The organism is Pseudomonas sp. GW822-FHT02G04, assembly GCF_058802085.1.
On record NZ_JBXANU010000036.1, the window covers coordinates 1 to 19736 of the forward strand.

The following is a 19736-nucleotide window of genomic DNA, read 5'->3' on the forward strand; positions in this document are numbered from 1 at the left end:
ACGCTCCGCGTCCCACCCTCTAAAGCCGAACGCGGAGCGTCCGTTGAGGCATTCCCACGCGGAGCGTGGGAACGATCATCTAGACCAGGTAGTTCTTGAGTTCGCGGGCAATCACCATCCGCTGTATCTCGCTCGACCCTTCATAAATCTGCGTGATCCGCGCATCTCGGTAGTAACGCTCCACCGGGTAATCCTCCAGATACCCATACCCGCCATGAATCTGTATCGCCGAAGAGCAGACCTTTTCCGCGATCTCCGAAGCAAACAGCTTGGCCTGTGAAGCCTCCGACAGGCACGGCTTGCCGGCACTGCGCAAGCGCGCGGCGTGCAGGATCAACAGGCGTGCGGCGTTCAGCCGGGTCTGCATGTCGGCCAGCATATTGGCGATGCTTTGGTGTTCGATGATCGGCTTGTCGAACTGCACCCGATCCCGCGCGTAAGCCAACGCCGCTTCGAACGCCGCCCGGGCGATGCCCAAGGCTTGCGCAGCGATGCCGATGCGGCCGCCTTCGAGGTTGGAGAGGGCGATGGCCAGGCCTTTGCCGCGCTCGCCCAGCAAGTTGGCCTCAGGGACCGTGCAATTATTCAGGGTGACGGCGCAGGTATCGGAAGCGCGGATGCCCATCTTGTGTTCACTGCGGTCGACGATGAACCCCGCTGTTTCGGTCGGCACCAGGAACGCCGAGATGCCACGCTTGCCCAGTTCCGGATCGGTCACCGCGAAAACGATCGCCAGCTTCGCCCGTTTGCCGTTGCTGACGAATTGCTTGGCGCCGTTGATCACCCACTGGCCGTCGCGCAGTTCGGCGCGGGTGCGCAGGTTATGGGCTTCGGAACCGGCTTGCGGTTCGGTCAGACAGAAGCAACCGATGGCCTGGCCGCTGGCGAGGTCCGGCAACCATTGCTGCTTCTGTTCTTCGGTGCCGTAATTGAGCACCGGTCCGCAGCCGACAGAGTTGTGGATGCTCATCAGCGCGCCGGTGGCGCCGTCACCGGCGGAAATCTCTTCCACCGCCAGCGCATAGGCCACGTAGTCGACATAGGTGCCGCCCCATTCCTCGGGCACCACCATGCCCAGCAGACCCAGTTCACCCATCTTCGCCACCAGACCGTCATCGATCCAGCCGGCCTTTTCCCAGGCTTGTGCGTGGGGCGCGATTTCGCCACGGGCAAAATCCCGGGCCATGTCGCGGATCATCACTTGTTCTTCGCTCAATTCGATATCGTGCATGGCTCAGCTCCCGCTCTGGTCAAACCCGGTGAAAAAACTCGCGACGTGCTCGGCGTCCAGCGCCTGCAAGGTCGGCGGGTTCCAGCGCGGGTTCTTGTCTTTGTCGATCAGCAAGGCGCGCACGCCTTCGATCAGGTCGCCGCGTTCGAACCACTGGCGATCCAGGTGCAGTTCGAGGGCGAAGCACTGTTCCAGGCTCAGGTGCCGACCGCGCCGCAGCATTTCCAGGGTCACGCCCATGGCCAGCGGTGAACGGCTTTCCAGCAAGTCGGCGGTGGCCATGGCCCACTCATGGCTGTCGGCGACGGTTACTGCTCGTAGTTGTTCCACCATACTCGGCACATCGGGCAAGGCGAAGAAGTGGTCGATGGCCGGCCGCAGCGCTGCGAGCGGGGCGACCGGCAGTTGTTGCACGGCGAGTTTCGCCAGCGCGCCTTGCAGGTCTTTGAGCGGCGTGTCGTGCCATTCCAGATGGTCGAGTCGCTCGTCCAGCTCGTCCAGGCTGGCGCTCTCCAGATACCAGTCGGCCAGGCCGCAATAGAGCGCATCGGCGGCGCGGATCTGCACGCCACTGACGCCGAGATAAATGCCCAGCTCACCGGGAATGCGCGGCAAGAAATAACTGCCGCCAACGTCCGGGAAATAACCGATGGCCACTTCCGGCATTGCCAGGCGGCTGCGCTCGGTGACCACCCGCAAATCGGCGCCTTGCACCAGCCCCATGCCGCCGCCCAGCACAAAGCCGTCCATCAAGGCCAGGACCGGTTTGCGGTAGTGATGGATTGTGAGGTCGAGGGCGTATTCCTCGACGAAGAAATCTTCGTGCAGTGTGTCGCCGCTTTTGAAGCTGTCGTACAGCGAGCGGATATCGCCGCCGGCACAGAAAGCTTTCTCGCCAGCACCGCGCAACACCACCGCATGCACCTGCGGATCCTGTGCCCAGGCATCGAGCTGCTGTTGCAGGCTGCGGACCATGTCCAGGGTAATGGCGTTGAGGCCGGCGGGGCGGTTGAGGGTCAGGTGACCGATGTGATTGCGAACCTCGGCCAACACTTCGTTTTGCGTGGCATCCATGGACCGTGTCCCCGGGGATGAAACCTGAGCAGTCATCACTAACTCCCTGCTTTTATTGTTCTTTATAGAGAAGCTCGCGCGCGAGCGATGCAGGATCGTAACAGTGCAAATTTGTGATGTACAACCGGGATACGTGCAGGTTCTGTCTGCATTTTTACCTTAGTGCAAAATCAAAAGATCGCAGCCTTCGGCAGCTCCTACGTTGACCGAGTTCACCGCGAATTTTCGGTATGAACACCGATTGCGTAGGAGCTGCCGAAGGCTGCGATCTTTTGATCTTTCTTTTGATCTTTCCTTTGCGCTTTCTTTTGATCTTTAACCCCATCCAGCAATCAACGACAGATTCGGCTGTGAAAGCCCTTCGTTCAGCGCAGTTGAGCTGTCTGGACAGGGGCTTACGACACCCGTGCCCTCCAGGTAATTGGCATTCTGACGGTCCATTTCAAGCACTTGCGATCAAGCGCCTGGAATGGACTGCACCCCGACGACTGGCCCAGGTCAGTTGAAAACAACAACAAATACGGCTGCGGTGAATGCCGCATCGACTCTCTGCCCCTGTCAAAAAGTGTGGTGCGGCGCAGGCGCCAAGCCGCGATAAATCCAAATAATCCGGGACCTTAGAAGATGAACATCAAATGGCTGACCTTACCGGCATTGGCTTTGCTGTGCTGCTCCACGGGTGCTAGCGCCAAAGAGTGGAAGGAGCTGCGCTTCGGCGTTAACCCCAGTTATCCGCCTTTTGAATCCACCACCGCCGATGGCGGCGTGCAAGGGTTCGGCGTGGACCTGGGCAATGCGATCTGCGCCGAGCTGAAAGTGAAGTGCGTGTGGGTCAGCAATGACTTCGACGGGCTGATCCCGGCGCTCAAGGCAGGCAAGTTCGACGCCATCGAATCGTCGATGACCGTCACCGACGCACGTAAAAAACAGATCGACTTCACCGATCGCCTGTACGCCGGCCCGACCGCTATCGTCACCCGCAAGGATTCCGGCTTGTTGCCCACCGCTGAATCGCTGCAGGGCAAGACCATCGGCTACATGCAGGGCACGATTCAGGAAACCTACGCCAAGGCCAAACTGGCACCGGGCGGCGTGAAGTTGCGCGCTTATCAGAACCAGGATCAGGTCTACGCCGATCTGGTTTACGGGCGTCTCGATGCCTCGATCCAGGATAAGCTGCAAGCGCAGATGAGCTTCCTGACGTCGCCGCAAGGGGCGGACTTCAAGAACAGCGAAGGTATCAGTGACCCGCTGGTGCCGTCGGAAATCGCCATTGGCGTGCGCAAGGATAACGAAGAACTCAAAGGCATGCTCAACGCCGCCATCAAGGCCCTGCATGAAAAGGGCATCTACGCACAGATCCAGCAGAAGCATTTCGGCGATCTGGACCTCTACAACAACTGATCCTCGCGCCCCGAGCGCTGCGTCCTGGTAACAGGCGCAGCGCTTGCAAGCGGGCGCCTCAAGACAGGTGACTGGCGTGAACTCCTTCCTGAATCTGATCGGGGTCGATCTTTCGGCCTTGCAAGGCTATGGCCCATTGTTGCTGCATGGCACCTGGGTCACCCTAAAACTGTCGGCGCTGTCACTGCTGGTGAGCATGGCGCTGGGGCTGCTCGGTGCGGCGGCCAAGCTGTCGCCGCTGAAGCTGTTGAACCTGCCTGCCACTTTCTACACGACGCTGATTCGCGGCGTGCCGGACCTGGTGCTGATGCTGCTGATTTTCTACAGCCTGCAAGGTTGGCTGAGCAGCCTGACCGAGGCCATGGGCTGGCCTTACATGGAAATCGATCCGTTTGTAGCCGGTGTTGTCACCCTCGGCTTCATCTACGGCGCGTATTTCACCGAGACCTTTCGTGGGGCGATCCTCAGTGTGCCAAGTGGTCAGCAGGAAGCCGCCGCGTGCTTTGGCTTGAGCCGCTGGCAGCGTTTTCGCTTCGTGGTGTTCCCGCAGATGATGCGGTTCGCCTTGCCGAGCCTGGGCAATAACTGGCTGGTGCTGCTCAAGGCCACGGCGCTGGTGTCGATCATCGGTTTGTCGGACCTGGTCAAGGTGGCGCAAGAGGCCGGTAAAAGCACCTTCAACATGCTCGATTTCCTGCTGCTGGCAGGGGCGCTGTATCTGCTGATCACCAGTGCGTCGAACTACGTTTTGCGCGTGCTTGAACGACGTTATAACCAAGGCGTGCGGGGGATGGCGCGATGATCGAGTTGATTGCCGAATACTGGAAACCCTTTCTGTTCAGCGACGGTTATAGCCTCACTGGATTAGCGATGACCTTGTGGCTGCTGGTGGCGAGCATCGTGATGGGGTTCTTCCTCTCGCTGCCCCTGGCGATCCTTCGAACCTCACGCTGGGGCCTGCTGCGCTGGCCGGTTCAGCTGTTCACCTATGTGTTTCGCGGCACGCCGTTGTATATCCAGCTGCTGATTTGCTACAGCGGGATTTATGGCATCGCCGTGGTCCGCTCGCAACCGCTGCTTGAAGCGTTCTTTCGCGATGCGATGAATTGCACGTTGCTGGCGTTCACACTCAACACCTGTGCCTACACCGTGGAAATCTTTGCCGGGGCGATTCGCAGCATTCCCTACGGTGAAATCGAGGCGGCCCATGCCTATGGCTTGAGCGGCTGGCGCCTGTACCTGCGGCTGATCCTGCCGTCGGCCTTGCGCCGGGCGCTGCCGTATTACAGCAACGAAGTGATCCTGATGCTGCACGCCACGTCGGTGGCGTTCACCGCGACTATTCCCGACATTCTCAAAATCGCCCGGGACGCCAATGCCGCGACCTTCATGACCTTTCAGGCCTTCGGCATTGCCGGCCTGTTGTACCTCGCGTTGTCGTTCGGTCTGGTCGGCGCGTTCCGTCTGGCGGAGAAGCGTTGGTTGAGCTTCCTCGGGCCGGCGCACTAATTCCTCTTTTCATCCAGAGCAGCGCCGAGGCCGGCGCTGCTGCAGGAGACTCATGCATGTACAAACTCACGGTTGAAAATCTGTACAAACGTTTTGGTGACAATGAAGTGCTCAAGGGCGTCTCGTTGAACGCACGGGCCGGCGATGTGGTCAGCATGATCGGCGCCAGCGGCTCGGGTAAAAGCACCATGCTGCGCTGCATCAACTTTCTGGAGCGGGCGGACGAAGGCGCCATCGTGCTGGAAGGCGAGCGCATCATCACCCGCCCGGGCGCTGGCGGCATGCGCGTTGCCAACCCGGCGCAGTTGCAGCGCTTGCGCACACGTCTGGCGATGGTGTTCCAGCATTTCAATCTGTGGAGCCATCTGACCGTACTGGAAAACATCATACTGGCGCCGTGTCGGGTGCTGGGTGTCAGCCGCAAAGCCGCTGAAGACAGCGCGCGGGCGTATCTGGACAAGGTTGGTTTGCCGCAACGAGTGGCCGATCAATACCCGGCTTTTCTGTCCGGCGGCCAGCAACAGCGCGTCGCAATTGCCCGGGCGTTGGCCGTGGAGCCGGAGATTCTGTTGTTCGACGAGCCGACCTCGGCCCTCGATCCGGAACTGGTAGGCGAGGTGTTGAAGGTGATTCAGGCGCTGGCCGAAGAGGGCCGGACCATGTTGATGGTGACCCACGAAATGGGCTTTGCCCGGCAAGTGTCCAGCCAGGTGTTGTTCTTGCATCAAGGGCGGGTCGAGGAGCAAGGTGATGCAACCATCCTCGACCAGCCAAAGAGTGAACGGTTACAGCAATTTCTATCGGGTCGTTTGAAGTGAGGCAAGACGTACATGGCGGATATCCGCGATATGTCGATTGTGCTTGATCGTATTGATCAGGCCATCATCGAAGTGCTGCGCCACGAAGGGCGCATCACTTATCAAAAGCTGTCCGAGCGCGTGCACCTGACGCCCAGGCCGTGCCTGGAACGGGTGCGCAAGCTCGAACAGCTCGGGGTTATCCGTGGTTACGGTGCGATTCTCGATGAAAAGAAACTGACACCGGGGCTGTCGTTGCTGGTGTTGGTTGCGTTGTCGAACCAGAGCGGGCGGGCGGCGCAAAAGGCTTTTGAGGCCAAGGTCCGTGGTTGTCCGCAGGTGCTGGAATGCCGCTTGATCAGCGGCGCGTTCGACTACAGCCTGCGCATGCGTTGCCGCGACATGGAACATTACCGGGTGCTGACTGAAGTCTGGTTCGATGACCCGGAATTGCACATTGATAAGCTGGTCAGCCATCCGGAATTGGCGATGGTCAAGACCACGATGGAATAAGCGCCGAAAGATCAAAAGATCGCAGCCTTCGGCAGCTCCTGCAGGGACCGTGTTTACCGCCATTTTCGGGTATGAACACCACCCTCCGCAGGAGCTGCCGAAGGCTGCGATCTTTTGATTTTAAGCCCTCGCCGAATCGGCTGACCCAACCACGTTTTTCAGCCATTTCCATCACATCGCCGGCCCTTAACAACCGGGTTTTTCCGCCGCCGAAACAGACAATGAGCACCTCTCAACCCTCATTGAATCTGTGCCCATGCAAACCACCAATACCGTTTTGATGATTCGCCCGACACGTTTCTCGTTCAATCAGGACACGGCGGCGAACAACCGTTTCCAACGCCCGGCCGATGTGTCCGAGGACGTGCAGCTCAAGGCCTTGCAAGAGTTCGATGGCTACGTCGCCGCGCTGCGCAGCCACGGCGTCGAAGTCCTGGTGCACAACGACCGCGAAGCGCCGCATACCCCCGATTCGATCTTCCCCAACAATTGGTGGAGCAGTCATCCCGACGGCACGTTGGTGCTGTACCCGATGCAGGGCCACAACCGCCGTCTGGAACGCGACAAAGGCGTGCTCGACTGGTTGCGGGACGAGTACCGGGTCGAGCAGATGCTGGATCTTTCCAGCCTGGAACAGCAGGAAGTGTTCCTCGAAGGCACCGGCAGCATGGTGCTGGATCGCGAGCAGCGGATTTGTTACGCCGGCTACTCCACCCGCACCCACGCTCGGGCGCTGGACCAACTGGTCGACCATTTGGGTTACGAGTTGTGCGCCTTCAATGCGGTGGACCGCCAGGGCGTGGCGATTTATCACACCAACGTGATGATGAGTGTCGGTACTCGGCTGGCCATTGCGTGCCTGGCCTCTGTCACTAACCCGGCAGAACGCCTGGCGCTGCGTAAACGGCTGGAAGACAGCGGTAAAAAAGTGATCGCCCTGGACTGGGCGCAACTGGAGTCGTTCGCCGGCAACATGCTGGAAGTCCACAACGCCGCGGGCGAACCCTTGCTGGTGATGTCACGCACCGCCTGGAAATCGTTGGATGCCGATCAGCGCCGCTTGATCGAAACCCACGTCACGCCGCTGCCGGTGAACATCGACACCATCGAACGCATCGGCGGCGGCAGCGCCCGCTGCATGTTGGCTGAAGTCTTTCTGTCCAAACGTCAATCTGAACGTCAGCCGAAAGCTGCCCAGGAGCAAGTGCGATGATCGTCCGTCCTGCAACACCGGCAGATTTGCCAGCACTGTTGGCCCTGGCCCATAGCGCCGGGACCGGTTTGACCACCTTGCCGGCCGATGCGGCGCGCTTGAGTCATCGCCTGGAATGGGCGGCGAAAACCTTCGCCGGCGAGGCCGAACGCGCGGATGCCGACTACCTGTTTGTGCTGGAGAACGACCAGCAGCAAGCGGTCGGTATTTGTGCCTTGGCGGGCGCTGTCGGCCTGCGTGAGCCCTGGTACAACTATCGACTGGGCCTGTTTGTCGCCGCGTCGAAAAACCTCGGGATCAATCAGCAACTGCCGACGCTGTTCCTTGGCAACGACATGACCGGCCACTCGGAATTGTGTTCACTGTTTTTGCACGCCGATCACCGCAGCGGTCTGAATGGCCGCTTGCTGTCCAAGGCTCGCTTCCTGTTTCTGGCGGAGTTTCGTCAGCACTTCGGTGAAAAAGTAATCGCGGAGATGCGCGGTTATTCGGACGAAGAGGGCGTATCACCGTTCTGGGAAGGTTTGGGCCGACATTTCTTCAAGATGAATTTTGCCGACGCCGACTACCTCACGGGCCTTGGCAACAAAACCTTCATCGCCGAACTGATGCCCAAGTTTCCGCTGCCGACCTGCCTGCTGCCTGAAGCGGCACGCGCGGTCATCGGCCGCGTTCATCCCAACACTGAACCGGCCCTGGGCATGCTCAAGGCTGAAGGCTTCGAGCATCGGGATTACATCGACATTTTTGATGGCGGGCCGCTGATCGAATGCGCCACCGGCGACATCCGTGCGGTGCGCGACAGCCAGGTGTTGCAACTGAGCATCGGCACCCCAGGAGAGCACGCGGCGACCTACCTGATTCACAACCGCCAGTTTGCCGAATGCCGGATTACCGCAGCCCCCGCGCGAGTTGCTGCCGGGACCTTGATTGTCGATGCGCAGACGGCGAAGACATTGGGCTTGAGTGTCGGTGCTTCGGTGCGCGCAGTGAGCCTGGCGGTGCCGGCGCGGCAGCAGTCTGCGGCCTGAACTGTTGTCGAGTCCAACTTCAACCTGTGGCGAGGGAGCTTGCTCCCGTTCGACTGCGCAGCAGTCGCAGGCTCTGTGAAGGGGCCGCTTCGCAGCCCAGCGGGAGCAAGCTCCCTCGCCACAAAAGCCTGCTGCTGCCGTTGATGAACTCAGACTCTGCTGCTCAGCACTTCACCGATACTGCGCCGCTTGGCATGCAACTCACTGGCATGAATCAACTGCTCGAGGTCTTCAGGGGTGACGTCGTAGAAGGCCTCCATGTCGGCGAGTGCGCGTCGCAGATCTTCGGCGGTGATCGCCTGGCTGTCGGCCGCGGGCATTAGCGGGGCCGGTTCGGCGGGACGCTTGGGGTAACGAATGCGCGTGAAGTTGTTGTACGCCAACGCGCTGAGCAGCATCGTCGAACCGCTGAGCATCACGGGGCCGAGGGCTTTCCAGTCCATGGCGATGGTCGCCGGGTCTGCCAACACCATCAGCAGCGCCAGCGCCCCGGCTGGTGGGTGCAGGCAACGCAGCCAGCACATCAGAATCAGCGCCATGCCCGCCGCGAGGCAGGCGCTGCCGAGGGTGCGGCCGAGTACGTGAGCGACCAGCAGCGAGATCACCCCCGCGCACAGATAACCGCCAAGAATCGACCACGGCTGGGCCAGCGCGCCTGAGGACACGGCGAACAGCAATACCGCCGAAGCGCCCAACGGACCAATCAGGTGCAGCGCCACATCGATGCCGAACACCTGGCCGCACAACCAGACACTGAACATCGTCCCCATGGCCATGCCGATGGCGGCACGGCTCCATTCGGAGGGGCGGGTGTTGATGGCGGCGGGCAACCAGTGAGCGAGCATGACGAACATCGATCCTTTGACAAAAACCAGGGCAAAAAAAAGGCTTGTCCGGATACCCGGAAAGCCCTTGAAGTGGTTCCAACTATTGGGGGAGAAACGGCGCACAGTGTGCCGGTCATTACCGATGCTGACAAATTCATATTAATGCAGCTTCAATGCATTATTTTTGCAGCATCGCGACGCGTCGACCGCTCATGAAACAGAGAAAACCGCCCATCGCCGTCAACGCGCTCAGGGCATAGAACATAGTGGGCGCGGGCGTGTGCATCAGCAGGAAGCCGCAGATCACCGGGCTCAGCGCACCACCGAGGGCTGCGAGGTTCTGCGCGCCGTAGTAGCTGCCGCGCAGCTCTTCCGGGGCCAGGGTGTCGACGAAGAGGAATTCGGCCGGGTAAATGATCATTTCGCCGAGGGTGAAAATGAACATCGCGATGCACCAGCTCACCAAGCCGTCGGCCAGGCTGAAACCGATCAAGCCGAGGATGAACAGGCTGCTGCCGCCGACAATCCAGTACCGCAGTTGTTCGCGCTTGAGAAACCGGCCGATCTGGTATTGCAGCAGGATCACGCTGATCGCGTTGCAGGCGAGCAGGGCGGCCATGGTTTCCAGCGCTCGTTTGGAGTCGTGGGTCACCAGCAGGTATTGCGACAGGTACAAGGTAAAACGACCGTGGACCACGGTGCTGAGCAGGCAGCCGCAGGTGAACATGATCAGCGTGCGGTCGTTTTTCAGGGTGACCAGGGTTTTGAGAAAGCTTTGGGGCTGGCCGATGGCGGGTGTCTGGGCCGGGTCCTTGGGAATGCCGCTCATCAGGAAAATGCTAAAGAACGCGATGCCGCCGGCAATCAGGAACGGCGCAATCGGGTACACGCCGGCGATCACCACACCGAGCATCGGGCCGGTGGCATAGCCGATGTTGGTCAGGGTGTAGCGCAGCGAAAAGGCCTTGGCGCGCTGACCCATGGGCAGGTTTTCGCTGAGGATCGCCTTGGAGCCGATCAGAAACAGCGCCGAGGCGGTTTCGGTGATCACCAGGGTCGCGGTGGTCAGGTAGAGGTTTTCGGCGAAGGTCAGCAGCACGAAACCGATGGCGCTGGAGAGCATGGCCAGGATCAACAGCCGACGCTTTTCGAGGCGGTCGATGATGTAACCGCCATAGAGCGCGAGCAGGGTCGCGATGAACACCGCGATGCCGAGCAACAGGCCGACGTCCTGTTGGTTGAGGCCGAGCTTGGTGCTCAGGAATAGCGTGAGCAACGGGCTGGTGATGGCGCGACTGACGACGATGGTCAGCGAGCAGATCATCAGCCGGCGGATAACGAGCGAGTAAGTGGCCACGGTGGAACACGAGTCCTTGTTTTAGAGTTGATCGTTCCCACGCTCTGCGTGGGAATGCAGCCAGGGACGCTCTGCGTCCCAAGAGCGGACGCAAAGCGTCCGGTGAGACATTCCCACGCGGAGCGTGGGAACGATCACTGTGTGTTCAGCCATTGCTCCAGTGATTCGACAGCACTCAAATTTTCCAGTCGCCACAACTGTTCCAGCAGTTGACTGGCCTGCTGTCGCGGTATCACCCGCCCGGCCAGGCTGAAGAATTTCTCCTCCAGCGCCGCATCGCTCAGCGGATTGCCCGGCGCCCCCAACGGCACCTCAACGCACAGACTCGCTTGCCGACCGTCCACGGTCCGCACGCTGACGACAGGCTCACCATCCTCGGACAGTTGCGGGTCGACTTCAAGGCGAATACGCAACATCCAGTGTGCAATCTGCGGGTGGCGGCGCTGTTCTTCGTCATAGGCTTCCAATCGGCAATGACCGTGGTTCAGCCGGGCTGCCAGGGCATAGCGCAGACTCATCTGCGCCGCCGGCAACGTGCTGATGTCCTGACCGCCACACATGTCCTGAAGGAATCCGCACAGCGACACCTGAACGTCCTCGACCTGATCGGCGCTGATCTGCAATTGATCGAGCAACAGGCCCAACGCGTCGATCGCCGAATGCGTCCCCCGGCATGCCGCATAGGGCTTGATCGAGCAGCGCGCGAGTTTCCATATGTGGCCCAGTTCGGCGTCCAACGCCTCGGGCACGGCGGTGTCCGCCGCGAGGGTCTTGAGGAAACCGCCCCAGACGTCATCGAACAGTTTTGTCGGCCCGGTGATGCCTTGTTGGGCAAACCGCGTGGCCAGCAATCCACCTTCGGCGGCGCGTCCGCTGTGGAGTCTTTTGCTTTGCGAACCGTCATGGATAAACGCCCACAGACCACCGCTGAAGCTGCCGGCGATGCCGAGTGCCGACAAGGTTTGTTGTGCATCCAGCCCCAGAATCCGTGCACTGGCCGCCGCCGCGCCAAACACTCCGCACGTCGCCGTGGAGTGCCAACCGGCGCCGTTGTGGGCCGAGTAACTGCCGCAGGCTTCGAGCACCCTACGGCCGATTTCGTAGCCGATCACCACGGCAGTGATCAGTTCGCGGCCGTCTACTGGCTTCGTTGACATCGACAGCGCCGCCATCACCGCCGGCAGCACCACCGCGCCGGAATGGTCGCAGCCGCCGGTATCGTCCAGCTCCAGGGCATGCGCGGCGATGCCGTTGAGCATGGCGGCTTGCGCCGCGCCGACTCGCTGACCGGTGCCCCAGACCAACGTGCTGCCGGCTTCTCCCTTGAACACCTGACGCGCCTGTTTCGCCACATCGCTGCCGGCTCCGGCCAGGGCTGCGCCGAAGGTGTCGAGAATGTGTCGCTTGGCTTGCTCCACCAACGCGCCGGGTAAATCGTCGAAACGGGTATCGACGCAGAACTGCGCCAGCCGCGCCATTCGCATAACCCCATCCTGATCTCTCATACGCCGTAATCCCGATAATGACGCTCGTACACAGCGGCCGGGTGATCCTCAGTCACCGGCGCTGCCGACTCGGCCCACCACTGAGCCACTTCGGCACCGGTGGCGATCCACACGTCATTGTGCTGCTGAATGCTTTGCAGCAATTCACGCAACACGCCGATCCGCCCTGGCGTGGCGATGATTTCCGGGTGCAGCCGCAGCACGTAACACAAGCCGAACCGGTGAAACCCGGCGAAGTCCATCTTCAGATTGCCAAGGGTGTGGCTGTAGGAGGCGATGCGCGATTGCGCCGGTGGCACCGCCGGGCTGAGGTTGAAGGCGAAATAGGGCTCGTCTTCCAGTTCGTAGTGCAACGGCAGTTCGATCACCTCGGGAGCCGTCGGATGGGCGAAGGGCAAATCATCGCCGCGCCATGACGAGGACCAACGGATACCGTGCTCGCGCAACGCCTCGATGAAGCCCGGTGCGCCATTGCCGGCCGGGATGCGAAAGCCTGTCGGACGCTGACCGGTCAACGCGTTCAAGGCCGCGCAGCCCTTGGCGATTTCGGCGCTTTGCTCAGCCAGGGTCAGGTTGTCGTAGTGCTGATGGCGATAGCCAGCGCAGGCAATCTCATGCCCGCCGGCCTGGATCGCCCGGAGGTGTTGCGGTTTTTCCTCGGCAACGATGCCGGGCACGAACCAGCTGCTGGAAACCCCCAGTTCTTCTAACAGGCCCAGCAAACGCTCGACCCCGCGCTGGGTGCCATAGCGCCACACCGACAAGGTCTTGTCGCGCCCGGCGACTTCCGGCGCCTGGGTGAGGATGCCGTGGATGTCGTTGTAATCGACGGTCAGCACCACGGCGCAGCGGTAGCCGTTGGGCCAGACAATGGAATCAGCCATGGTGATGCTCCTTCAGCCACCAGTGGGCGACATCGCGGCAGGTGGCGAACCACACGTCGTCGCGTTGGCGCATGTGTTCGAAGAGTTTTTCCAGCAACAGGATGCGCCCCGGTTTGCCGGTGATCTTGGGGTGGAACAGGGTGGTCAGGCACAGGCCTTCAGCCATGGCGCCATCGAACTCGCGGCACCAGTTATCGAGGGTGAGTTCGTAGCTGGCGGTACGGTCCAGCCCGGAAGGAAAATCCGGCGCACGGGTGTAGGCGAGGGAGGCGTAGTCGTCCATTTCCCAGCGGCCGGGGATCTCCACCAGTGGTGTATCGAAGCCCGGCACCTTGACCAGGTAGGGCCGGTCATCGCCGCGCATGCTGCTGGAATAGGTCACGCCGGCTTCCACCAGCATGGCCGGCGTTTCGGCCCGCCAGTCGCCGGACGGAGTGCGGAAACCTTCAGCGCGGATGTTCAGGTACTTCCAGAACACCTCGCGGGATTGGTGCATCACGTCCTTCTGCTGCTCCAGCGTCAGGGCGTAAAAGGATTCGTGTTTGTAGCCGTGATAGGCCACCTCATGCCCGCGCTCGACAATCGCCTGGCATTGTTTCGGCCAGTTCTCCACGACCCAGGCCGGAACGAAAAACGTGGTCGGGATCCGGAACTCATCCAGCAGGTCGAGAATCCGCGGCAGCGCCCGATAGGGGCCGTAACCGCCGAAACCAAAATACTCGGGCTTGCGCCAGATCGAGCCATTGAGCATGGCATCGCCGGTGGGGCCATCGAGGTCGAAGGCCAGGGCGAGACAGGCCTTGTGCTGGTCGGGCCAGGTGGGTTGCAGCGAGGAGGACATCGTGGCGCTCCCTTCATCCATAGATAAAACACAGACCCTGTAGGAGCGAAGCTTGCTCGCGAAAGCGGTGTGTCATTCAACGTCAAAGTTGACTGGCAGGGCCTCTTCGCGGGCAAGCCTCGCTTCTACGGGGCAAGCATTACTTGCCGGCGTTAATGGTCACGGTCTTGATCGCGCCCAGTTCCAGGTCCCATTTCTTCAGGATTGCCTGGTAGCTGCCGTCATCGATCATGCTTTGCAACGCGACTTTCACCGCTTCGCTCAGCTCAGGTTTTTTCTTGCTCACACCCATGCCCGAGAACTGCTTGGAGATTGGCAGCCCCACGGTTTTGTACATGTCCTTTTCCTGGGTCTTGAGGTACGGCAGGGTTTCGCTGCCCTGCATGGCCGCATCGATACGGCTCTGACGCAGTTGCGCACGGGCGTCGGCCGAGCCTTCGGTGCCGATCACGTTGATCGCAGGCTTGCCGGCGGCTTCGCAGTTGGCCTTGCTCCACTCGGCGATTTCCGCCGGGAAGGTGGTACGGCGGCTGGTGCCGACTTTCTTGCCGCACAGGTCGACGATCTCGTTGGTGTCCTTGTTTTTCTGCAAGGTGTAGAACTGCGGACCGCTGGTGAAATAGTCGACGAAGGTCACGCTGGCCTGACGCTCGGCGGTGTCGGTCATGCCCGACAGCACCATGTCTACGCGGTCAGTCGTGAGCGCGTTGATCATTTGCTCGAAGCCGGTTTCCTGCCATTTGATCTTCACGCCCAGACGTTCGGCCAGGGCGTTGCCCAGGTCATAGTCAAGGCCGGTGAGGGTGTTGGTGGCCGGGTCCTTGAAATCCATCGGCGGGTAGTTCGGCATGATCGCGACAACGATCTCGCCCTTGTCCTTGATGCTGGCCGGCAACTCGGCAGCGAAGGCGAAACCGGATGCCAGGACGCTGGCAAGTACTGCAGGGATTACTAGGTTCTTCATGGTCGTTCTCTTATGAGTGTTGTGAGCGCCAAAGGGCGCTTAGGTTCGAACGGCAGAAATGAAGCTTTGGGTGCGTGGGTTTTGCGGACTTATTAGTATTTCTTCGGGGCTTCCAGCCTCCACGATCTGCCCGCCGTCCATGAACACCATCCGGTTGGAAACCTCGCGAGCGAAGCCCAGTTCATGGGTGACGACGATCATGGTCATGCCGGTTTGCGCCAGATCGCGCATCACCGACAGCACCTCTCCGACCAGTTCCGGGTCGAGTGCCGAAGTGGGTTCATCGAACAGCATCAGCTTGGGGCGCATGGCCAATGCACGGGCAATGGCGACACGTTGTTGCTGACCACCCGACAGTTCGATCGGGTAGCTGTTGCGCTTGTCGGCCAGACCGACGCGAGCGAGCAGTTCCACGGCTTCTTCGTGCGCCTCTTTGGGCGAACGCTTGAGCACCTGGCACGGCCCTTCGATGATGTTTTGCAGCACAGTCATGTGCGGGAACAGGTTGAAACGCTGGAACACCATGCCCGTGGCCAGGCGCTGACGAGCGATCTGCGATTCGTTGAGCTCGTGCAGTTTGTTGCCGACGATCCGGTAACCCACCAGTTCGCCGTCGACCCACAGGCCGCCCTTGTCGATTTTTTCCAGCTGATTCACGCAGCGCAGCAGGGTGCTTTTGCCGGAGCCGGACGGGCCGATGATGCACAGGACTTCGCCTTGCTCGACTTCGATGTTGATGTCCTTGAGCGCGTGGAAATGGTCGTAATACTTGTTCAGGCTCACGGCCTTGACGATGCTTCTCATGTTGGGCTCCTCAAGAACGCTTGCCGGCGCCGCGAGCGAAACGACGCTCCAGACGGCTTTGACCAAAGGACAGCACGGTGACCGTGGCCAGGTACCAGATACCGGCGACGATCAGCAGCTCCATCACACGGGCGTTGGCGTAGTAGATGTTCTGCGCGTTGTAGAGCAGTTCCGAGTACTGGATGACGCTCGCCAGGGAGGTCATTTTCACCATGCCGATGAATTCGTTACCGACTGGCGGAATGATGATCCGCATGGCCTGAGGCAGGATGATCCGGCGCAGCGCTTGCAGGCGCGGCATGCCGATCGACTTGGCGGCTTCGTACTGGCCGGTGTCCACCGACAACAGGCCGGCACGCACCACTTCGGCGGTATAGGCGCCCTGGTTGATGCTCAAGCCGAGGAGGGCGGCGACGAAGGGCGTCATCAGGCTCACGGTGTCCATTTCGAACAGGCCGGGGATACCGATGGTGGGGAAGATCAGCGCCAGGTTGAACCACAGCAACAGCTGCAGGATCAGCGGCGTGCCACGGAACAGCCAGGTGTAGGTCAGCGCCACATAGCGCAGGATCGGGTTGGCCGACATGCGCATGATCGCCGTGATCACCCCGAAGACAATGCCCAGCGCCATCGCCAGCACCGCCATGACGATGGTGTTGAGCAAGCCCCACATGATCGCTTGCGAAGTGAGGAACTGGCCGATGTACGACCATTCGATCTTGCCTTCGGCGAAGGCCCGAACCAGGCCGACGATCGCGATCACGATGACGCTGGCGAAGAAAATCCGCCCGTAGTAACGCCGTGGCACGTGTTGGTACTGGGTGATATCGAACTGGTTTTCCGCCAGTTTGCGCTCCGCCTGGAGTCGTTCTGCCTGTGTCTGGCTCATGTTGGTTCTCCGTACGCCGCCCTCGATACGGGCGGCGTGTGTGGTTTATCAGTTGCAGCGCTCGCGCAGGGTTTTCGCCCTGGATCAGAGGCGGAAGCCCTGATAGTTCTCGGTCCACTCTTGCTGCGCGACAAGGGCGGTTTTCAGTCGGCCGATCTGCTCGCGCACCTGTTGCGGCGCAGTACCGCCCCAGCCACTGCGGGCAGCGATGGCGGCTTCGAGGGTCAGGCTGTCGCGCACCTCAGGCGTCAGACGCGGATCGATCTCGGCCAGTAGCGCTGGCGAGGCTTCCCACAGTTCGATGTCATGTTTCTCGCAGGCTTGGACCAATGCGCCGGTGATTTCATGAGCTTCCTTGAACGGCACACCGCGCATCGCCAACCAGTCGGCGACTTCGGTGGCAAGGGTGAAACCCAGCGGTGCCTGACGGCGCAGTTCTTCGACGTTGACCTTCATGGTCGCGACCATCCCGGCCATGGCCGGCAGCACCAGCAGCAGGGTGTCGATGCTGTCGAGCACGCCGTTCTTGTCTTCGCTCAAGTCACGGTTGTAGGACAGCGGCAGGGATTTCAGCGTCGACAGCAGACCGGTCAGGTTGCCGATCAAGCGGCCAGCCTTGCCCCGGGCCAGTTCGGCGATGTCCGGGTTTTTCTTCTGCGGCATGATCGAGCTGCCGGTGGCGTAGGCATCATCCAGCGCGACCCAGCGAAATTGCCGCGACGACCACAGGCAGAATTCTTCGGCGAGGCGGGAAATGTTGATCCCGAGCATGCTGGCGATAAACAGGAATTCGGCGACGTGATCGCGGCTGGCCACGGCGTCGATGGAGTTTTCGCACACGCCGCTGTAGCCCATTTCCTTGGCCGACTGCTGGGGCAGGCGAGCGATGGCGGAACCGGCCATGGCCGCCGCACCCAGTGGCGACAGCGAGGTGCGCGCGTCCCAGTCCACCAGACGCTGCACGTCGCGCAGCATCGATTGGGCGTGGGCCAGCAAGTGGTGAGCGAAGACGATCGGCTGGGCCTGTTGCAGGTGAGTGAAGCCCGGGCAGATGCTTTCGACGTGTTGCTCGGCCTGCTCCACCAGCGCTTGCTGCAAGGCCAGCACTTCAACGGCCAAAGTACGCACGTGATCACGCAGGAACAGCCGCAGGTCGTTGGCGGTCTGGTCGTTGCGCGAACGGCCGGCGCGCAGCTTGCCGCCCAGTGCGCCGAGGCGTTCGGTCAGCAGGCGCTCGATGAAGGTGTGCACGTCTTCGTCGTCCAGGGTCGGCGCGATGCTGCCGGCACGGAAGTCATCACCGATGCGCTGCAGGGCGTCGAGCATGGTCTGGGTTTCCTGCTCGCTCAGAAGACCGGCGCGCTGCAATTCCCGGGCATGCGCCTTGGAACCGGCGAGGTCGTACGGGGTCAGGCGAAAGTAGCGCTCGGGGCAACGGGACAGGGCCGCCAGGGCTTCGGACGGGCCGCTCTTGAAGCGGGCACCCCAGAGACGGTCGGTGGTTTGAGACATTGTTGTTTTCCTCGTCGGTAACGCGAACTGATATCGGTGTGCAGAGCCTGAAACACTTCCGGAAATTATTCGGGTGTGGTCATGGCCGAGCAGTGTTCAAGAGGGCAGTTGCTAAAGGGCGAGAGCTGATCGAAGTGTCAGCTTTTAATAGTTCGAAATCAGTGAGTTGGCACTGATTGGCGGGATTTATTAACGGTTGCCAAGCCTTGTTTTCTGTGTTCATTATTATTAGCCAGCACTGTTTTTGTTGTTGGACACAGGTTGTTGAATACGGCGCCAGAGGTAAATAAGCATTATGGAAACCCCACTTTCCAATTCCGGAAACCCGCCGCTGAAAACGGTACATCGGGCGCCGCTGGCCCTCAGCGGTCTGGACTTCAAATTGCTCAAAGTATTCAAGGCCGTGGTCGAGGCCGGCGGTTTCAGTGCGGCGCAGAATGAGCTGAATGTGGGCTTGGCGGCCATCAGCAAACAGATTTCCGACCTTGAGATCCGTATCGGTATGCGCCTGTGTACCCGGGGACGGGAAGGGTTTCACCTGACCGAAGAAGGGCGTCTGGTGTATCAGGCCTCGATCGATTTATTTGCCTCGGTCGATAACTTTCGTGATCGGCTTAGTTCGGCGCAGAACGAACTTATTGGCGACCTTGGAGTGGGCGTCATTGATAATACAATTACGGACTCAAATTCGCCGTTAGTTACGGCGCTCAGAAGGATAAATGAAGAGTCGCCGAAAGTAAGGTTTCAACTTCAGGCGTCGCAGTTAGATGAAGTGGAAAGAGGCGTGGTCGAGGGGCGGTTAGTGGCCGGGATCGTGCCGGTTTATCAAAAAAGAGAAGAGTTCGATTACTTCCCGCTTTATGAAGAACGCTCATACGTGTATTGCGCCGTCGGTCATCCGCTGTTCTCGGTGCCGGAAGCGGAAATGGGTGGCAATGTGCTGCAGGATTACGAGTGCATCAACCACCGTTACGCGATCCATCGGGACAAACTGAATTTTGCCCGCTACGACAGCTTTTCCGCCTCGGCGACTCAAGTGGAGGCCGTGGCGCTGCTGGTCAAGACCGGCCGTTTCGTCGGCTTTCTGCCCGAGCATTACGCGGCAAACCTGGTGGCTCAGGGAGAGTTTCGGGCGGTGCGTCCGGACCTGATCAACATCGTCACGCCGTTCAATCTGATCCTGCGCCACAACACCGTGCGCAGTCCGTTGGTGAAGGCATTCGCCCAGGCGCTGGGTGTGGATTTGAAGGCGCCGGTTTGACCTCGAACGTAGGTGTTCAAGTGTGGCTAACAGTAACTAACGGACAATACATGCCTACGTACGAGCTGCTGAAGGCTGCGATCTTTTGATCTTGCTCTTCAGCAACATCGAGACCATCAA

The 19736-nt window shown here is 60.5% G+C and carries 19 protein-coding genes; 8 read left to right on the plus strand and 11 right to left on the minus strand.

Annotated features, from left to right (window positions below; all coding sequences use genetic code 11):
- Positions 1 to 79: 79 nt before the first annotated feature.
- Complete coding sequence (locus tag AC1RO5_RS28430) at positions 80 to 1231, minus strand: acyl-CoA dehydrogenase family protein (protein ID WP_258674020.1); 1152 nt, start codon at positions 1229 to 1231, stop codon at positions 80 to 82.
- Between the two features lie 3 nt (positions 1232 to 1234).
- On the minus strand, positions 1235 to 2341 hold the full coding sequence (locus tag AC1RO5_RS28435) for an enoyl-CoA hydratase/isomerase family protein (protein ID WP_493178984.1): 1107 nt from the start codon (positions 2339 to 2341) through the stop codon (positions 1235 to 1237).
- Between the two features lie 588 nt (positions 2342 to 2929).
- Here AC1RO5_RS28435 and AC1RO5_RS28440 point away from each other — a divergent pair.
- From AC1RO5_RS28440 to astA, 7 genes are all read left to right on the plus strand, one after another.
- The gene (locus AC1RO5_RS28440; protein WP_007939684.1) at positions 2930 to 3709 is read left to right on the plus strand and encodes a transporter substrate-binding domain-containing protein; all 780 of its coding nucleotides are present in this window, start codon (positions 2930 to 2932) and stop codon (positions 3707 to 3709) included.
- Positions 3710 to 3785: 76 nt separating this feature from the next.
- Positions 3786 to 4511: an ABC transporter permease gene (locus AC1RO5_RS28445; RefSeq protein WP_007939683.1), complete on the plus strand. Its 726-nt coding sequence runs from the start codon at positions 3786 to 3788 to the stop codon at positions 4509 to 4511.
- Positions 4508 to 5218 (plus strand): ABC transporter permease, encoded by a 711-nt coding sequence (locus AC1RO5_RS28450; protein WP_019649666.1) that lies wholly within the window; start codon positions 4508 to 4510, stop codon positions 5216 to 5218. The genes AC1RO5_RS28445 and AC1RO5_RS28450 overlap by 4 nt, the downstream gene beginning before the upstream one ends.
- 56 nt (positions 5219 to 5274) lie before the next feature.
- Positions 5275 to 6036 (plus strand): ABC transporter ATP-binding protein, encoded by a 762-nt coding sequence (locus AC1RO5_RS28455; RefSeq protein WP_007939681.1) that lies wholly within the window; start codon positions 5275 to 5277, stop codon positions 6034 to 6036.
- A gap of 12 nt (positions 6037 to 6048) precedes the next feature.
- Positions 6049 to 6528 (plus strand): Lrp/AsnC family transcriptional regulator, encoded by a 480-nt coding sequence (locus tag AC1RO5_RS28460; protein ID WP_007939680.1) that lies wholly within the window; start codon positions 6049 to 6051, stop codon positions 6526 to 6528.
- Between the two features lie 256 nt (positions 6529 to 6784).
- On the plus strand, positions 6785 to 7741 hold the full coding sequence (gene ctlX, locus AC1RO5_RS28465) for a citrulline utilization hydrolase CtlX (RefSeq protein ID WP_493178988.1): 957 nt from the start codon (positions 6785 to 6787) through the stop codon (positions 7739 to 7741).
- The gene (gene astA, locus AC1RO5_RS28470; RefSeq protein WP_493178990.1) at positions 7738 to 8772 is read left to right on the plus strand and encodes an arginine N-succinyltransferase; all 1035 of its coding nucleotides are present in this window, start codon (positions 7738 to 7740) and stop codon (positions 8770 to 8772) included. Before ctlX ends, astA begins: the two co-directional genes overlap by 4 nt.
- A 149-nt stretch (positions 8773 to 8921) precedes the next feature.
- Here the strand turns inward: astA and AC1RO5_RS28475 are convergent, their stop codons facing one another.
- The 9 genes from AC1RO5_RS28475 to argH form a co-directional block, all read right to left on the minus strand.
- Positions 8922 to 9617 (minus strand): HPP family protein, encoded by a 696-nt coding sequence (locus AC1RO5_RS28475; protein WP_413696934.1) that lies wholly within the window; start codon positions 9615 to 9617, stop codon positions 8922 to 8924.
- A gap of 160 nt (positions 9618 to 9777) precedes the next feature.
- A complete protein-coding gene (locus tag AC1RO5_RS28480; RefSeq protein WP_493178992.1) occupies positions 9778 to 10956 on the minus strand; it encodes an MFS transporter in 1179 nt (392 codons plus the stop codon).
- A 134-nt stretch (positions 10957 to 11090) separates the two neighbouring features.
- On the minus strand, positions 11091 to 12440 hold the full coding sequence (locus tag AC1RO5_RS28485) for an MmgE/PrpD family protein (RefSeq protein WP_493178994.1): 1350 nt from the start codon (positions 12438 to 12440) through the stop codon (positions 11091 to 11093).
- A 17-nt stretch (positions 12441 to 12457) separates the two neighbouring features.
- Positions 12458 to 13345: a polysaccharide deacetylase family protein gene (locus AC1RO5_RS28490; protein ID WP_493178996.1), complete on the minus strand. Its 888-nt coding sequence runs from the start codon at positions 13343 to 13345 to the stop codon at positions 12458 to 12460.
- Positions 13338 to 14186, minus strand: coding sequence for a polysaccharide deacetylase family protein (locus AC1RO5_RS28495; RefSeq protein ID WP_493178998.1), 849 nt, complete (start codon positions 14184 to 14186; stop codon positions 13338 to 13340). The genes AC1RO5_RS28490 and AC1RO5_RS28495 overlap by 8 nt, the downstream gene beginning before the upstream one ends.
- A 139-nt stretch (positions 14187 to 14325) precedes the next feature.
- On the minus strand, positions 14326 to 15150 hold the full coding sequence (locus tag AC1RO5_RS28500) for an ABC transporter substrate-binding protein (protein ID WP_019649676.1): 825 nt from the start codon (positions 15148 to 15150) through the stop codon (positions 14326 to 14328).
- 39 nt (positions 15151 to 15189) lie between these two features.
- On the minus strand, positions 15190 to 15954 hold the full coding sequence (locus AC1RO5_RS28505; RefSeq protein WP_018929141.1) for an amino acid ABC transporter ATP-binding protein: 765 nt from the start codon (positions 15952 to 15954) through the stop codon (positions 15190 to 15192).
- Between the two features lie 10 nt (positions 15955 to 15964).
- The gene (locus AC1RO5_RS28510) at positions 15965 to 16843 is read right to left on the minus strand and encodes an amino acid ABC transporter permease (RefSeq protein WP_253423049.1); all 879 of its coding nucleotides are present in this window, start codon (positions 16841 to 16843) and stop codon (positions 15965 to 15967) included.
- A gap of 84 nt (positions 16844 to 16927) precedes the next feature.
- Positions 16928 to 18355, minus strand: a complete 1428-nt coding sequence (gene argH, locus AC1RO5_RS28515) for an argininosuccinate lyase (RefSeq protein ID WP_493178999.1) — start codon at positions 18353 to 18355, stop codon at positions 16928 to 16930.
- Between the two features lie 295 nt (positions 18356 to 18650).
- On the opposite strand from argH, the gene AC1RO5_RS28520 reads away from it, so the two are divergent.
- Complete coding sequence (locus tag AC1RO5_RS28520; RefSeq protein ID WP_493179000.1) at positions 18651 to 19616, plus strand: LysR family transcriptional regulator; 966 nt, start codon at positions 18651 to 18653, stop codon at positions 19614 to 19616.
- Positions 19617 to 19736: the final 120 nt, after the last annotated feature.